Annotated in this window: 17 protein-coding genes; 10 read left to right on the top strand and 7 right to left on the bottom strand. The window is 70.5% G+C overall.

The window, feature by feature from the left end:
* The first annotated feature begins 170 nt into the window (after positions 1 to 170).
* From VZQ01_RS34560 to VZQ01_RS34575, 4 genes are all read left to right on the top strand, one after another.
* A complete protein-coding gene (locus VZQ01_RS34560; protein ID WP_223745795.1) occupies positions 171 to 1,715 on the top strand; it encodes a SulP family inorganic anion transporter in 1,545 nt (514 codons plus the stop codon).
* Positions 1,712 to 2,461, top strand: coding sequence for a carbonic anhydrase (locus VZQ01_RS34565; RefSeq protein WP_426745769.1), 750 nt, complete (start codon positions 1,712 to 1,714; stop codon positions 2,459 to 2,461). The genes VZQ01_RS34560 and VZQ01_RS34565 overlap by 4 nt, the downstream gene beginning before the upstream one ends.
* A 99-nt stretch (positions 2,462 to 2,560) precedes the next feature.
* The gene (locus VZQ01_RS34570; RefSeq protein WP_046714866.1) at positions 2,561 to 3,406 is read left to right on the top strand and encodes a sulfite exporter TauE/SafE family protein; all 846 of its coding nucleotides are present in this window, start codon (positions 2,561 to 2,563) and stop codon (positions 3,404 to 3,406) included.
* Positions 3,403 to 3,852: a DUF1634 domain-containing protein gene (locus tag VZQ01_RS34575; RefSeq protein ID WP_408889857.1), complete on the top strand. Its 450-nt coding sequence runs from the start codon at positions 3,403 to 3,405 to the stop codon at positions 3,850 to 3,852. The genes VZQ01_RS34570 and VZQ01_RS34575 overlap by 4 nt, the downstream gene beginning before the upstream one ends.
* Before the next feature lie 2 nt (positions 3,853 to 3,854).
* Here VZQ01_RS34575 and VZQ01_RS34580 read toward each other — a convergent pair whose 3' ends face one another.
* From VZQ01_RS34580 to VZQ01_RS34605, 6 genes are read right to left on the bottom strand one after another with little or no spacing between them, the layout of a single operon-like run.
* Positions 3,855 to 4,358 carry a SixA phosphatase family protein gene (locus tag VZQ01_RS34580; RefSeq protein ID WP_408889858.1) on the bottom strand — a complete coding sequence of 168 codons (504 nt, stop codon included), beginning with the start codon at positions 4,356 to 4,358 and terminating at the stop codon, positions 3,855 to 3,857.
* Between the two features lie 60 nt (positions 4,359 to 4,418).
* A complete protein-coding gene (locus tag VZQ01_RS34585) occupies positions 4,419 to 5,363 on the bottom strand; it encodes a metallophosphoesterase family protein (protein WP_408889859.1) in 945 nt (314 codons plus the stop codon).
* Positions 5,364 to 5,375: 12 nt separating this feature from the next.
* Positions 5,376 to 6,731 (bottom strand): sensor histidine kinase, encoded by a 1,356-nt coding sequence (locus VZQ01_RS34590; RefSeq protein WP_141327730.1) that lies wholly within the window; start codon positions 6,729 to 6,731, stop codon positions 5,376 to 5,378.
* Between the two features lie 20 nt (positions 6,732 to 6,751).
* Positions 6,752 to 7,432 (bottom strand): response regulator, encoded by a 681-nt coding sequence (locus tag VZQ01_RS34595; RefSeq protein WP_046714861.1) that lies wholly within the window; start codon positions 7,430 to 7,432, stop codon positions 6,752 to 6,754.
* A gap of 56 nt (positions 7,433 to 7,488) precedes the next feature.
* Entirely contained in the window at positions 7,489 to 7,998 is a 510-nt protein-coding gene (locus VZQ01_RS34600) for a hypothetical protein (RefSeq protein WP_223745800.1), read from the bottom strand.
* Positions 7,995 to 8,918, bottom strand: coding sequence for a tetratricopeptide repeat protein (locus VZQ01_RS34605; RefSeq protein WP_223745801.1), 924 nt, complete (start codon positions 8,916 to 8,918; stop codon positions 7,995 to 7,997). The genes VZQ01_RS34600 and VZQ01_RS34605 overlap by 4 nt, the downstream gene beginning before the upstream one ends.
* 164 nt (positions 8,919 to 9,082) lie before the next feature.
* Here VZQ01_RS34605 and VZQ01_RS34610 point away from each other — a divergent pair, with 164 nt between their 5' ends.
* A complete protein-coding gene (locus VZQ01_RS34610) occupies positions 9,083 to 9,685 on the top strand; it encodes a YceD family protein (protein ID WP_141327738.1) in 603 nt (200 codons plus the stop codon).
* 138 nt (positions 9,686 to 9,823) lie between these two features.
* On the opposite strand, the gene rpmF is transcribed toward VZQ01_RS34610, so the two are convergent.
* Positions 9,824 to 10,012: a 50S ribosomal protein L32 gene (gene rpmF, locus VZQ01_RS34615; protein ID WP_046714857.1), complete on the bottom strand. Its 189-nt coding sequence runs from the start codon at positions 10,010 to 10,012 to the stop codon at positions 9,824 to 9,826.
* Positions 10,013 to 10,536: 524 nt separating this feature from the next.
* On the opposite strand from rpmF, the gene plsX reads away from it, so the two are divergent.
* The 5 genes from plsX to fabF all read left to right on the top strand — a co-directional run bounded on the left by plsX (position 10,537) and on the right by fabF (position 15,168).
* On the top strand, positions 10,537 to 11,598 hold the full coding sequence (plsX, locus tag VZQ01_RS34620; protein WP_426745770.1) for a phosphate acyltransferase PlsX: 1,062 nt from the start codon (positions 10,537 to 10,539) through the stop codon (positions 11,596 to 11,598).
* 198 nt (positions 11,599 to 11,796) lie between these two features.
* On the top strand, positions 11,797 to 12,729 hold the full coding sequence (gene fabD, locus VZQ01_RS34625) for an ACP S-malonyltransferase (RefSeq protein ID WP_426745771.1): 933 nt from the start codon (positions 11,797 to 11,799) through the stop codon (positions 12,727 to 12,729).
* 4 nt (positions 12,730 to 12,733) lie between these two features.
* On the top strand, positions 12,734 to 13,480 hold the full coding sequence (gene fabG / locus VZQ01_RS34630; protein WP_223745803.1) for a 3-oxoacyl-[acyl-carrier-protein] reductase: 747 nt from the start codon (positions 12,734 to 12,736) through the stop codon (positions 13,478 to 13,480).
* 104 nt (positions 13,481 to 13,584) lie between these two features.
* The gene (gene acpP / locus VZQ01_RS34635; protein WP_046714853.1) at positions 13,585 to 13,827 is read left to right on the top strand and encodes an acyl carrier protein; all 243 of its coding nucleotides are present in this window, start codon (positions 13,585 to 13,587) and stop codon (positions 13,825 to 13,827) included.
* Positions 13,828 to 13,911: 84 nt separating this feature from the next.
* Complete coding sequence (gene fabF / locus VZQ01_RS34640; RefSeq protein ID WP_141327746.1) at positions 13,912 to 15,168, top strand: beta-ketoacyl-ACP synthase II; 1,257 nt, start codon at positions 13,912 to 13,914, stop codon at positions 15,166 to 15,168.
* Positions 15,169 to 15,171 lie beyond the last annotated feature (3 nt).

The raw sequence follows: 15,171 nt of genomic DNA on the forward strand, positions 1-15,171 counted from the left end.
TGAAGTCGGCCCCCGGCCACTGAAGTTTCCTTTCATCGCCCGCCCACCCTTGATGGGGGATTCGCATGTGAATCCAAGGGGTTGGTGCGTGGCACATTCATTGCCATGACGCGCCGCGAGACTCAGCGTGCGCCACCCCCGGTGGCGTCTTCTCGTGGAGGTGTATGGCGATGTCGACGAGTCATGGGAACGCTGGCTCGGCCTGGAAGAACCTGGCCGCTGACCTGCCCGCTTCCTTGGTGGTGTTCCTGGTGGCGTTGCCGTTGTGCATGGGCATCGCCCTGGCCTCCGGTGCGCCGATCGTGTCGGGCCTCATCGCCGGCGTGGTGGGCGGCGTGGTGGTGGGCCTCTTGGGCGGCGCGCCGATGCAGGTGAGCGGCCCCGCCGCCGGCCTGGCGGTGATGGTGTTCGGCTTCATCCAGACCATGGGCCTGGCGATGACGTGCGCCGCGGTGGCCGCCGCGGGCCTGCTGCAGATGGCCTTCGGTGGGCTGAAGGTGGCGCGCGCGGCGCTGGCCATCTCCCCCGCGGTGATTCACGGGATGCTGGCCGGTATCGGCATCCTCATCGTGCTGGGGCAGATCCACATCGTGCTGGGCGGCAGTCCCCAGTCGAGCGCCTGGCAGAACATCAAGGAGCTGCCCGAGCAGCTCATCGGGCTGCACGGCCCGGCCGCGCTGCTGGGCCTGGTCACCATCGGGTTGATGGTGGTGTGGCCGTTCATCGGCAAGGGCAAGCTGAAGCTGGTGCCCGCGCCGCTGGTGGCGGTGGTGGGCGCGACGGCGGTCTCGGTGTTCTGGGGCGCGGACGTGGCGCGCGTGCAGCTGCCGGAGAACGTGTTCAGCAGCATCCAGCTGCCGGCGCTGCCCGCGGCGGGAAGCTGGGGCACGTTCATCGCGGCGGTGCTGTCGCTGGCGCTGGTGGCGAGCGCGGAGTCGCTCCTGTGCGCGGTGGCCACGGACAAGATGCACACGGGCCCCCGGGCCAACCTGGACAAGGAGCTGTTCGCGCAGGGCGTGGCGAACACGGTGTCGGGTCTCATCGGCGGCCTGCCGATCACCGGCGTCATCGTGCGCAGCGCGGCCAACCTCGCCGCGGGCGCGAAGTCGCGCTGGTCGGCCGTCATGCACGGCCTGTGGCTCCTGCTCTTCGTCACCACGCTCGGCTCGGTGGCGGGCCTGGTGCCGCTGACGGTGCTGGCCGGTCTGCTCGTCGTCGTCGGCACCAAGCTGGTCAACCTGCACCACATCCGCGAGCTGCAGAAGCGCGGCGAGGTGCTCGTGTACGCGGTGACGGTGGCGGGCGTCGTCGGCATCAACCTGCTGGCGGGCATCGGCCTGGGATTGCTGGTGGCCATCCTGCGGTTGTTGTGGCGGCTGGGCAGCGTGAAGGTGGACGTGAAGCAGGTGCAGGACGAGTACCTCGTCCAGGTGTCCGGCTCGCTCACCTTCGTGGGTGTCCCCCGTCTGTCCATGGCGCTGGCGCAGGTGCCCGCGGGGAGCAAGGTCCGCGTGGACCTGGCCGTGGATACGCTGGACCACTCGGGCTTCGAGGCCATCGAAAGCTGGAGTGACACGCATCGCAAGACGGGCGGCTCGGTCGTCATGGAGTCGCTCGAGGAGGTCTGGGTCCGCAGCGGGACGTCCAAGACCTCGAGTCCTGTCCTGGGTCACCAGGTTCCCAACAACACTCTCGCCTCAGAAGGTGCCCGATGAAGAAGCTCATTCGTGGTCTCTTGGACTTCCAGCTCAAGAGCCGGCCCGCCTACCGGGACGTGTTCGCCAGGCTGGCGAAGGGTCAGTCTCCGGATTGTCTCTTCATCTCCTGCTCGGACAGCCGGCTGGTGCCCAACCTCATGGTGTCCACGGACCCCGGCGACCTGTTCGTCGTGCGCAACGTGGGCAACATGGTGCCCGCGTCGGACGCGCAGGGCGTCTCCACGGGCGACCAGTCCGAGGCCGCGGCGCTGGAGTTCTCCATCGCCAACCTGGAGGTCCAGGACGTGGTCATCTGCGGCCACTCGAGCTGCGGCGCCATGAAGGCGCTGCTCGCGGGCGGTCAGGTGCCCGGCGCGCCGAACCTGTCGGCGTGGCTTTCGCACGGCAACGAGTCGCTCAAGACGTTCAAGGCCGGCAGCAAGCTGGGGGAGGACCTTCCGGACTACGACCGCCTCTCGCAGCTCAACGTGCTCCAGCAGTTGGAGCACGTGGCCTCCTACCCGCTCGTGAAGGAGCGCGTGGCGGCGGGCAAGCTGCGGCTGCACGGCTGGTGGTTCGACATCGCCAACGCGCAGGTGCACGTGTGGCGTCCGGCGCATGGCCGCTTCATCCCCATGACGGAGCTGGTGGGGGAGGCGCTCCTGCGCGAGCTGGGCGGCGACGCGCCGACTCCGGCCGCGGTGGTGAACCCGTCGAACGGCGTGGGCGCGGTGCACCTGTCGGCCGTGGCCAGCGGCCACTAGCCGTCTCGTAGCAAGCAGGCGAGGGGCACGGCCCGTTTCGGGCCGTGACTCCTGATTGGAATTCGGGCGGAGGAGAGGAAGGATGCGGCCCGGCGCCGCATGACACCCTTCCTCTTCACGTTCGTCGTCCTGGCCTTCTCCGTGGGCGCGGGCCTCTTGGGCTCCCTGCTGGGGATTGGCGGTGGGCTCATCCTCATCCCCGTGCTGACGCTGCTGTTGAAGGTGGACATCCACTACGCGGTGGGTGCGTCCATCGTCTCCGTCATCGCCACGTCCAGCGGCGCCGCGGCTGCGTACGTGCGCGAGCGGATGGCCAACCTGCGCGTGGCCATGTTCCTGGAACTGGCCACCACGGCGGGCGCGCTCACCGGGGCCTTCCTGTCGGGTCGGGTGGGCGGGCGCGGGGTGTACCTGGTCTTCGGCGCCGTCATGGCGTACTCGGCGCTGGTGATGCTGCGCCGGCTGAAGTCGGGCGCGGTGCCCACCGAGGTGCCCGAGGACGCGCTCGCGGACCGGCTGGGGCTGCACGGCAGCTACTTCGACGAGTCGCTGGGGCGCGAGGTGGGCTACCGCGTCACCCGGCCCGTGGCGGGGCTGGGGCTGATGTATGTGGCCGGCACGGTGAGCGGCATGCTGGGCATCGGCTCGGGCGCGCTGAAGGTGCCGGCCATGGACCTGACGATGCGGCTGCCGCTGAAGGTGTCCACGGCGACGAGCAACTTCATGATTGGCGTCACGGCGGCGGCCAGTGCGGGCGTGTACTTCGCGCGAGGCCACATCGACCCGTTCATCGCGGGGCCCGTGTGCGTGGGCGTCACGTTGGGCGCGTGGCTGGGCTCGCGGCACCTGATGGCCCGGGTGAATGCCGCGTGGCTGCGCGCGCTCTTCGTGGGCGTGTTGCTGTGGGTGGCCTTCGAGATGCTGCGCAAGGGGTGGACGTCATGAGCGAGCCTTCGTCGAACGAGCCCCGCGTGGAGGTCCGCGCGGTGGTGGTGCCTCGCGCGGGGGACGCCCCGCTGAGCGCGGAGCTGCTCATCAGTGACCTGCTGCGCTACGGCGTGCTCGCCAGCATGGCGTTGGTGACGCTGGGCACGGTGGTGACGTTCTTGCGCCACCCCGACTACCTGGTGTCGTCGGAGGCGCTGGAGCGGCTCACCGCGCCGCACCCGGTGCCGCATGGGCTGGCGGACGTGGTGGCCGGCGCCCTGGCCGCGCGCGGGCAGTCCTTCGTGATGGCGGGGCTCCTGGTGATGATGGCTGTGCCGGTGATGCGCGTGGCGCTGTCGCTGCTCATCTTCCGGCAGCAGAAGGACAGGCTCTACGTGGCCATCACCACGTGCGTGCTGACGCTGCTGCTGGTGTCCTTCCTGGTGGGCGCGGCGGAGGGCTGACGTCAGCCTTCCGCGTCGTAGCGCTTGAGCGAGCGGCCCGGCGCGGCCCACCACACGAGCTGGTAGCCGCCGTCGTCGGCGAGGGCGCGCAGCGCGACCGCGGTGCCCTTGCGCAGCTTGTCGGGGGCGCGGGTGTCGTCGCCGAGCGCGAGCGCGAGCGCCTTCTCCAGCGAGGGGTTGTGGCCCACCAGCGCGAAGCCCGGGCCCAGCTCGTGGGCGAGCTTCAGGATGCGACGGGCCGCGCCCTTCTTCGGCAGGAGCGCGGGGTGGACGTCCACCTGGGCCAAGCCCAGGGCCTCGGCGAGCAGCTCCGCCGTCTGGACGGCGCGCACCAGGGGGCTGGTGAGGATGCCGCGCAGCGGCGTGAGGCGGGCGAGCTTGCGCGCGTGCTGGCGGAACAGCGCGCGGCCTTCGGGGGTGAGCGCGCGGGCCTCGTCGCCCAGCACGTGGGCCTCCTCGGCTTCGGCGTGGCGGACGAGCAGCAGGGGCAGTTCGCGTGGGGACATGGTGGCCTGCCCTCAACCACCCGGGGCGTCCCGACTCAAGCAACGCCCTGGCGACAAATCTCAGCCGTCCAGGTCGTTCAACACATCCAGCGGCAGCGGCGCCGCGTCCGTGACGGTGCCGTCCATGTCCGTGGGCAGGGAGGTGGGGTCCACCTCCGGGGGCGCCCGGCCCTCCAGCGGCACCGCCGCGTTGCGGATGGGCGCGCCCGGCGGGGGCCGCAGCACGGGGCCCGGGGGCGGCAGGCCGGAGTGGCGGCGCGCGGCCTCCATCAGCGCGTGGTGGTGGCGGTAGCGCGCCTCCACCAGCTTGTGGATGAGCAGCGGCCCGCCCGGCACGCGCCGCGCGGTGAGCGCCTGGGTGGCCTTGCGCACCGGGTAGCGCACGCGGCGGATCTGCACGCGCCAGCCCTTGGGCGTGTACGTGAAGACGCCGTAGGCGGGGCGCAGGTCGCCGTCGCGGGGGATGCCCGCGCTGGCCACGTCCGCGATGAGCATGCGGCCCACGCGGCGGCGGTAGGGGAAGTGCAGGTGGCCGAAGGCGCACGCGGCCGCGTCCAGGTGGGCGAAGTAGCGGCGCACCGCCACGTCATCCAGCGTGGGGTCCAGCGACTCCTCGAGGTTGCGCGGGTTGGCGTGGCACACGAAGAGGTCCTGCCCCTTGCGCGGCGTGTAGCGCACGGAGAAGGGCAGGGCGCCCAGCTTGCGCAGGTGCTCCTCGCCCAGCTGCTCCCGCGTCCAGCGCAACAGCTCCGTCTTCCAGTGGTCCCGCTCCCGGTACGCACCCCCCAGGTAGTTCCCGGCGAGGTAGCAGTCCGTGTTCCCCATCAGCACGGAGTCGCAGCGGTCGAAGATGAGGTCCACCGTCTCGCGAGGGTGCGCGCCGCGCAGCGCCAGGTCTCCGGCCGCGACGATGAAGTCGGGCGCCACCGAGCGCTCGATGTCCTCCAGCACGGCCTCGCAGGCGGGGAGGTTGCCGTGAATGTCCGCGAGGATGGCGACCCGCATGGTCGTGCCATCCTATCCCGTCGCAGACCGCGCGGGGGCCGCCTGGGGCAGAAAAATGGTGAAGGTGCTGCCCTCGTTCGGTTGGCTCTCGACCTTGACCTCGCCGTCCATGGCCTGGAGCAGGTGTTTCACGATGGAGAGCCCCAGCCCGGTGCCGCCCATGTCCCGGCTGCGACCCTTGTCCACCCGGTAGAAGCGCTCGAAGATTCGCGACAGGTGGCGCGGCTCGATGCCCACCCCCGTGTCCCGCACCCGCACGACGCACCGCCCGTCCTCGCACGCTCCGTCCACGTCCACCCGCCCGCCCGCCGGCGTGTACTTCACCGCGTTGTCGAGGAGGTTGAGCAGCACCTGCTCCACCGCGCGCGGGTCTCCCACCGCCCGCAGGCCCGCCGGGACGTGGAGTGAAACCACGTGGCCCTTGCCCTCGGCCTTCAGGCGCACCGTGTCGGCCGCCCGGGCGGCGGCCTCGGCGAGCGAGACTTCCCCGAGTTTCAGGTTCACCTCGCGCGACTCCAGCCGTGACAGCTCCAGCAGGTCCTCCACCAGCTCGGAGAGGCGCTCGGACTGACGGTGGATGATTTCCACCATGCGTGGGGCCATCTTCGCGTCCCCGAGCGCGCCGCCCTGGAGCGTCTCGGCGTAGCCGCGGATGGCGGTGATGGGCGTGCGCAGCTCGTGGGACACGTTGGCGACGAAGTCCTTGCGCACCTTCTCCAGCCGGCGCAGCTCGGTGACGTCGTGGAAGACGGCGGCGCTGCCCGGCAGGTCCTTGCCCAGCGGCGTCACCCGGATGGACAGCGTGCGGGGGAACAGCCCCTCGAGCGACAGCTCCAGGTGACGGGAGGCGCCCTCGCGGCAGGCGCGCATGACGGCGTCATGGAGCTGGTCGTCGCGCAGGATGGCCAGGGGGCGCTGGCCGACGAGGGACGCGCCGGGCTGGAGGATGCCGCGCAAGGCGTCGTTGTGGCGCACCACCGTGCCCTCGGCGTCCGTCACCCAGACGCCCTCGGCCATGCTGTCCAGCACGGCGGTGAGCGTGCGCGTCTCCTGGCTCAGCTCGGTGTTGCGCGCGGACAGGCGCGCGTGCAGCGAGTCGATGGCGCCCTCCAGGCTCGCCACCTCCTCCAGCCGGTCCGGGTCCGGCGTGGGCCCGTTGCCGCCCTCGGCGCGGCCGCGCGTGCTGCGCTCCAGCCGGTCCAGCTGGCGCTGCAGCGCGCCTCGGCTGAGCCCCAGCGCCATGAGCGAGCCGGCCAGGGTGATGAGCGCCACCGGCACCGCGCCGCTCGGCGTCCCGAGCGAGGCCACGAGCAGGCCCACCACCGTGGCGGGCAGGAGCAGGGGGAGCAGCGTGTAGCGCAGGGGCATGGCGCGTGGGGGCTCGTCGGCTACGGAGGGCTGAGCTTGTAGCCCACGCCGCGCACCGTCTCGATGATGTCACCGGCGGGGCCGAGCTTCTCGCGCAGCCGCTTGATGTGCGTGTCCACGGTGCGGGTGTGGATCTCGGCCTGGATGCCCCAGACGTCGGACAGGAGCACCTCGCGCGTCTGCACGCGATCGCTTCGCTCCAAGAGCGTGCGCAGCAGGCGGAACTCCAGCGCGGTGAGGATGACCTCCTCGTTCTTCACGCGCACCTGGTGGCGGGAGGTGTCCAGGAGGATGTCGCCCGCGGCGAGCACCTGCGCGGGCCCCTCGTCGGCGTCGCCCCGGCGCAGCACCGCCTTGACGCGCAGGAGCAGCTCGCGCACGGAGAAGGGCTTCACCACGTAGTCGTCCGCGCCCAGCTCCAGGCCCTGCACGCGGTCGGACTCCTGGCCCTTGGCGCTGACGATGATGACGGACGTCTTGCGCAGCTCCGGGTCCTGCTTGAGCATCCGCAGCACCTCGCCGCCCGCGATGTCCGGCAGCATGAGGTCCAGCAGCAGCAGGTCCGGCGGGTTGGCGCGCGCGCGGGCCAGGCCCCCGGCGCCCGTGTTGGCGGACTCGGTCTCGAAGCCGGCGGCCCGCAGGTTGTATTCGACGAGGCCGGCGAGGTCCTGCTCGTCCTCGATGATCAGGATTCGCGTCATGGCGTCCTCTTAAGGCGGTGGGCGGCGCTGTGCCCGGAGCGTGGGCGCACGGCTGCTCAGGGGGCGATGCTCGGGTCGCAGGACTGCTCGGTCAGCACCAGCGGCGCGGCGAGCACCGGCGCGTTGTTCCCGGAGTTGACCACCTGCAGGTAGTTGCAGGAGCTGCCCAGGAAGCGCGAGGGCGAGCCCACGGCGATGGCCTCGATGACGAGCGCGTAGTCGCGCCCCACCGGCACGTCCACCTCGAGCGCCTGGCTGCCGCCGTTCTCCAGGGCGGCCATGTCCACGGTGAAGCGCAGCGCGCGGCCCTCGTTGCCGCGCGAGTCCTCCAGCATCACGAGGTCCTCGCGCTTCACCTGCGTGTTGAGGCAGGTGCGCTGCAGCTCCGTGCAGCTTCGGCCCGAGCCGTTCTTGAGCACGCTCACCTGGAGCGCGTGGACCTCGTTGGCCACCGCGCGCGACATCGTCACGTCCAGCGGGAAGCGGCCGGCGTGGGAGGAGGGGGCATCACCGCACGCGAAGAGCAGGGCGGCGAGCGGCAGGACGTTCAGGAGGCGCAGGCTCATGGCTGGGAGGGGTCCACGCGGATGGTGATGGGGACGCGGCCGCGATCTTCCGACGAGGTGAGGGCGACGACGCCCGCGGTGCCGCCGATGGCCACCGCGCCCACGGCCACCCAGAGCCAGGGGCTCTTGTACCAGGGGCGGCCCTCGGAGGCCTCGGCGGCCGTGGCCGTGGCCTTCTCGGGGGCGACCTGGAAGAGCAGCGGCTGGAACGAGTCACCGCGGCCGGCGAGCCGGCGCTGCGCCGCGTCCACCACCTCGAAGTAGTACTCGACCTCGTAGGGCTCGGGCTCCACGGGCACGTCGTAGGCGGGGACGACGGCGCGGAAGCGCTCCTTCTCGCCGCGGTCCTTCACGAAGTCGACGGAGTTGTACGCCTGGCCTCCGGCGCGTCGGTAGAACAGCCGCGCGCGGGCGCCGAGCGCCAGCTCCTGGATGGTGGCCTCCACGACGATGGGCTCTCCGCCGCGCGGGTCCGGAATCGGGTCCACGTCCAGGGTGACGGGGCGCACGCGCCGGCTGCGGATGTCCTCCTTGATGCGCGCGTAGAGCGAGCGCAGCTTGGGCGGCGCCGTGCGAGGCAGCTCGTAGTCGGGACGGGCCTGGAGCAGCTTCTCGTAGGCCTCGCGCGCCTGGTGCTCGTCGCCCAGGTAGAGCGCCGTGAGGCCGAGCAGGCGGTAGAGCTCCACCAACTGGTCGTCCGTCACATCCGGCGCGTCCAGCCCTTCCTGGAGCGTGCGTCGGGCCTCCTCGAACTCACCGTCGTCGATCTGCTCGCGCGCGCGGTCGATTTGAGGGCTGGTGGGGCCGAGCTGTGAGAGGACGGGCGCGGGGAAGAGCGGACGGGCCAACCCGGGGGGCGCCAGGAGGCCCACGACGAGAAAGAGCGCCCCCACCCGCGACGGCGAATCATGCCTGTGCATCAAACCGACCCTAGCAAAGCGTTGTCTGGAGGATCCACGAAGGCCACTCCACCGGTGGTGACGGCGGCGTGACATCTTCGCGGTGCTGTGGAACCCGGGCGTGTTGACGCTGGAGGGTCCGCCTTCTATGTTGCCCGCCCCATTTTGACCGGGAAGTCGCGTAAATGCTCGTAAAGGTTGAACAAATTCATGAGTCCGGGCTGAAGCTGGACGAGCCCATCGCGCAGGAGCTGCTGAGCGCCGCGCTGGACGGCGAGTCGTCTGGCCAGGAGACCGGCTTCCGAGCGACGCGGGCCTCCCAGCTCAAGGCGTCGCTGCGCAAGGTGAGCGGCGGCGTGCTGCTGGAGGGGAAGTTCACCGCCCAGCTGACGGCCCCCTGCAAGCGCTGCCTGAAGGACGTGGAGCTGGCCCTGCCCGTGTCCTTCACCCTGAACCTGGTGCCCGAGTCGCTGGCCCGCGGCGACGACTTCAAGGACGACGACGAGAAGTCCATGGAGAAGAAGGAGCGGCAGCAGGGCGAGACGGGCGGCTCGTTCGAGCTGGACGACGCCGACCAGGAGCTCTTCGATGGGAAGACCATCCACCTGGACCCCATCCTCCGCGAGCAGCTGCTGCTGGCGCTGCCGATGAACCTCGTCTGCAAGGAGGACTGCAAGGGCCTGTGCTCGCAGTGCGGCACCAACCTCAACGAGGCGACGTGCCAGTGCGACACCCGGCCGGTGGACCCGCGGCTGGCGAAGCTCAAGGACATCAAGCTCAACAACTGAAGTTTGGATGATTGCTCACGGCCCCGCGCGGTTGGCGGGGTCGTGAAAAGAGCAAGGGCCGCGACCTCCGGAAGCAGGAGGCGCGGCCCTTCGCACTGAAGCGACGCTCCCGGGAGAGGGAGCGTCAGTGAGGCAGACTCAGGCCTCGGCCTGGGGCAGCAGCTCGCGGCCCTTGTACTGGCCACAGGACGTGCAGGCGCGGTGAGGCATCACCGGCTCCTTGCAGTTCGGGCACTTGGTCACCTGCACCGCGGTGCGCAGGTTGTTGTTCGCCGCACGACGGCGGTCACGACGCATCTTGGAAGTACGCTTCTTGGGGACGCCCACGGCTCACCTCTGTCTCACGCGCTGTGCCGGGGTCCCCGGCTCCCTGCGCAACATGTCGGTCCAACGCCGGGCTGGAAGCGGTCGAGATCAACTCGCGTACTCCCCGTCCGGCATGAAAGGCGGCGGACCCTAGCGGCTCACAAGGTCCGAGTCAATGAGCGTGTATGGCTTGGATCCATCATCCAGACCTCGGCGCTCGAAGGCCACCCCGGGGCCAGATATCCCATGGGGCGCGTCGGGACAACGCTCGTGACGCCCAGCCCATTCTGCGCCACCGCGTGGATCATCCCCGGAGCCCTGGAGCCGCGGATCCACGCCGCCCGCCCGGCTGACCTCCACCCCAGGTACGGGACACCGATGCGGAGCGTCTCCCGGGCCGTCGCCCACCTGCTCCCACCCCACGTGGCGGGGCCAGCGATTCGTTGCCCCCCTGGGAGGTTCCTGGTCTCCTGCGCGCCGCCTCGCGCCCGGAAGGCGCGGGCCGGGTGGGACATGACACGCGCACAGACGAGGGGACGGCAGGGATGAGGCTGGTCCTGGACGCGATGGGGGGAGACCATGCCCCGGCCGCTCCGGTGGAGGGTGGCGTGCTCTTCGCCCGCGCCCACCCCGAGCATCAGGTCGTCCTGGTGGGGGACACCGCGCGGGTGACGCCCCACCTGGGCCGAGGGCTGCCGCCGCCGAACCTGCGGGTGCATCACGCCTCGGAGGTGGTGGAGATGGACGACCACGCCTCCACGGCCTTCCGCCGCAAGCGCGACTCGTCGCTGCGCGTGGGCTTCGAGCTGGTGCGTGACGGCCACGCGGACGCGCTCGTATCCGCAGGCAACTCCGGCGCGGTGATGGCGGGGGGCCTGATGACGCTGGGGCGGCTGCAGGGCGTGGAGCGTCCGGCCCTGGCCGCGCTCTTCCCCGCGCTCAAGGGCGGCGGGCGCTGCCTGCTGCTGGACGCCGGCGCCAACGTGGACTGCAAGCCCTCCCACCTGGCCCAGTTCGCCGTGCTGGGCGAGGCCTACGTGCGCCTGCGCATGGGCGTCGCGCGTCCCCGGGTGGCGGTGCTCTCGAATGGAGAAGAGGCCTCCAAGGGGACCCCCCTGACGCGCGAGGCGAGCGACCTCTTGCGCCAGTCGGACCTGAACTTCGCCGGCTACGTCGAGGGCAAGGACCTGTTCTCCGGCGACGTGCAGGTGGTGGTGACGGACGGCTTCACCGGGAATGTCGTCCTCAAGACATCCGAGGGCGTGGGCATGGGCGTCATCGGGCTGTTGCGGCAGGCCATCGAGAAGCGGGGCGGCCTGTCGGAGAAGCTGGGCGCGATGCTGCTCCAGCCCGCCCTGGCGGGCCTGCGCAAGATGGTGGACTACGCCGAGGTGGGCGGGGCTCCACTGCTGGGCCTGAACGGGGTGGGCATCGTGGCCCATGGCCGCTCGTCCCCACGCGCCATCCACAACGCGCTGGGTGCCGCGCTGGCCACCGCCCAGGCCGGACTGCAGGAGGAGTTGACGCGATGCATCGCCCGCGCCGCGTCCTGGCTGCCTGCCCACCCGAGGGGAAAAAAGGGGACAGAGCAATCGGTTTCCGATTAGAGAGCGGACGCCTGGGCATTGGGCTGCGACGGGTCTCCTCGAGGTGACGTCAGGACCGGCTGGAGACAGGACGCGCCCCGCGACCCACGACGTCGGGTGAGTGCTTCCCGGCGGAAGACCGTGGCCCGGGGGATGTCGGCGCGAAGGCGCCCGATGTCACAGGACGGATTTGGACGTATCAGGAGGCAGAGACCGCACATGGCGAAGGTCGCATTCGTGTTTCCCGGGCAGGGCAGCCAGGCCGTCGGGATGGGCAAGGACCTCTTCGAGAAGTTCCCCGAGGCCCGCGCCGTCTTCGAGGCCGCGGACGACGCGCTCGGAGAGTCGCTCTCCAAGCTCTGCTTCGAGGGACCAGAAGACGCGCTGAAGCTCACGGCCAACACCCAGCCGGCCATCCTGACGGTGTCGGTGGCGGCGCACGCGGTGTTCGCGAAGCGCGGGCCCCAGGCGGCCTTCGTGGCCGGCCACTCGCTGGGCGAGTACTCCGCGCTGGTGGCCGCGGGCGCCATGTCGCTGGGCGACGCGGCCCGGGCCGTGCGCGCGCGCGGCAGCTTCATGCAGGAGGCGGTGCCCGCGGGCGTGGGCGCCATGGCGGCGGTGCTGGGGCTGGAGCCCGCCAAGGTGAAGGCGGCCTGTGACGCGGCGGCGGAAGGGCAGGTGGTGTCGCCGGCCAACTACAACTCGCCCGAGCAGACGGTGATTGCCGGCGACGCGGCGGCGGTGGAGCGCGCGGGCGTCAAGTGCAAGGAGGCCGGCGCCAAGCGGGTGATGCCGCTGCCCGTCTCCGCGCCCTTCCACTGCGCGCTGATGGAGCCGGTGAAGCCCCGGCTGGCGGCGGTGGTGGGCGGCGTGAAGCTGTCGGCGCCGGCGGTGCCGGTGGTGACGAACGTGGAGGCGCGGCCCAACCAGGACGTGTCCCGCGTGGTGCCGCTCCTGCTCGAGCAGGTGAGCGCGCCGGTGCGGTGGATTGAATGCGTGGAGGCGCTCAAGGCCGAGGGCGTCACGCGCGTGGTGGAGCTGGGGCCGGGCAAGGTGCTGTGCGGGCTGGTCAAGCGCATCACCAAGGACATCGAAACCTTCAACGTCGAGGACGCCGCGAGCCTGGAGAAGGTGCTCGCGGCGCTGGGGTGAGCGCATGAGCTTCAAGGACAAGGTGGTGCTGGTGACGGGTGGCTCGCGCGGCATCGGCCGGGCGTGCGCGGTGGCGTTCGCCAAGGCGGGCGCCTCCACGGTCATCATCAGCTACGCGGGCAACGAGGCCGCGGCCCAGGAGACGGTGGGGCTGCTCACCGCCGCCGGTGCCAAGGCGGAGTCGGTGCGCTTCGATGTGTCGGACACCGCCGCGTGCGCCGCCGCCATCGAGGGCATCGTCAAGAACCACGGCCGGCTGGACGTGCTCGTCAACAACGCGGGCATGGCCGTGGACGGCCTGGTCATGCGGGTGAAGGACGACGACTGGGACAAGCAGCTCGACGCCAACCTGCGCGGCCCCTTCGCCCTCATCCGGGCCGCCAGCCGGCCCATGATGAAGCAGCGCTCGGGCGCCATCGTCAACGTCACCTCCGTCGTGGGCGACATGGGCAACCCCGGCCAGTCGGCCTATTCGGCGGCCAAGGCGGGCCTCGTGGGCCTGACGAAGACGGTGGCCAAGGAGCTTTCCAGCCGGGGCATCCGGGTCAACGCCGTTTCGCCCGGGTTCATCAGCACGGACATGACGGCCCACCTGAACGACGAGCTGCGCCAGAAGATGGTGGAGGGCATCCCGCTGGGGCGGCTGGGCAACCCGGAGGAGGTGGCCCAGGCCGTCCTCTTCCTCTCAGGTGACGCTTCCTCCTACATCACCGGCGAGGTCCTCAAGGTCAACGGCGGCATGTACATGTAACCCAAGGTTGGATTGCCAGCGGGCGTGGGATATACCGCGCCGGCTTTCGACAGGGCTCGGGAAGCCTTCCGGGCCTACATCTGGTTCCTGGAGGGTTCAGCATTATGTCGACGTCCGCTATTGAGGCCAAGGTCAAGAACATCATCGCCGACCAGCTCGGCGTGGGAGAGGACGAGATCAAGCCCGAGTCGTCCTTCATCGAAGACCTTGGCGCCGACAGCCTCGACATCGTCGAGCTCGTGATGGCGATGGAAGAGGAGTTCGAGGTCGAGATTCCCGACGAGGAGGCCGAGAACATCAAGACCGTTGGCGACGCCATCAAGTACGTCACCGACCACAAGAAGTAGACAGCACACAGCGTGCCGGGGGGCGGGGTGACGCCGCGTTGAAGCGCGGCGTCCCCGGCGTCTCAGGCGCCACCGGAGAGGACCGTGTCACACCGTCGAGTCGTCATCACCGGTACCGGGCTCATCTCGGCACTGGGCACAGGAACCGAGAAGAACTGGCAGGCGCTGCTTGCTGGCACTTCAGGCATTTCCCTCGTCACCCGCTTCGACCCCAAGAAGATCGACACGCGAATCGCCGGCGAGGTCCGGGACTTCGAGCCGGAGAAGTTCATCGACAAGCGCGAAGTGCGCCGCATGGACCTCTACGCGCAGTACGCCATGGCCGCCGCGGCGATGGCGGTGGAGGAGTCTGGGCTGCCGGTGGGCCCGGACGCGCCGCACGGCTATGTGCCGGAGCGCGTGGGCGTCATCGTGGGCTCGGGCATCGGAGGCATCTCCTCCTTGGAGGAGCAGCACCGCAAGGGCCTGGAGAAGGGGTTCGACCGGCTGTCGCCCTTCTTCATCATCCAGATGATCGTCAACATGGCGCCTGGGCTCATCTCCATGCGCTACAACTGCAAGGGGCCCAACTGGGCTCCGGTGTCCGCCTGCGCCACCAGCGCCCACGCCATCGGCGAGGCCTGGAAGTCCATCAAGCTGGGCGAGACGGACGCGGCCATCGCCGGCGGCGCCGAGGCGGCCATCACCCCGCTGGGGCTGGGTGGCTTCTCGGTGATGAAGGCGCTGTCCACGCGCAATGACGACCCGGCGGCGGCCAGCCGTCCGTTCGACAAGGACCGGGACGGGTTCGTCATGGGCGAGGGCGCGGGCATGCTGGTGCTCGAGGAGATGGAGGCCGCGAAGAAGCGCGGCGCGAAGATCCTCGCGGAGCTGGTGGGCTACGGCGCCAACTCGGACGCGTACCACGTGACGCAGCCGGCGCCGGAAGGCGAGGGCGCGGCGCGCTGCATGCGGCTGGCGCTCCAGTCGGCGGGGATGAACCCGGAGGACGTGGGCTACATCAACGCGCACGGCACCTCCACGCCCTTCAACGACGCGAACGAGACCAAGGCCATCAAGGCGGTGTTCGGCGACCACGCCCGCAAGGTGGCGGTGTCGTCGACCAAGTCCATGACGGGCCACATGCTCGGTGCGGCGGGCGGCTACGAGGGCGTGGTGAGCGCGCTGGCCTTGTCGCGCAACATCCTGCCCCCCACCATCAACCAGACGACGCCCGACCCCGAGTGCGACCTGGACTACGTGCCCAACCAGGCGCGCGAGCTCCGGGTGGACGCGGTGATGAGCAACTCGTTCGGCTTCGGCGGCACCAACGCGGTGCTGCTGTTCAAGCGCTTCCAGTAACGG

Source organism: Myxococcus faecalis (assembly GCF_050039385.1).
Taxonomy (GTDB): domain Bacteria; phylum Myxococcota; class Myxococcia; order Myxococcales; family Myxococcaceae; genus Myxococcus; species Myxococcus fulvus.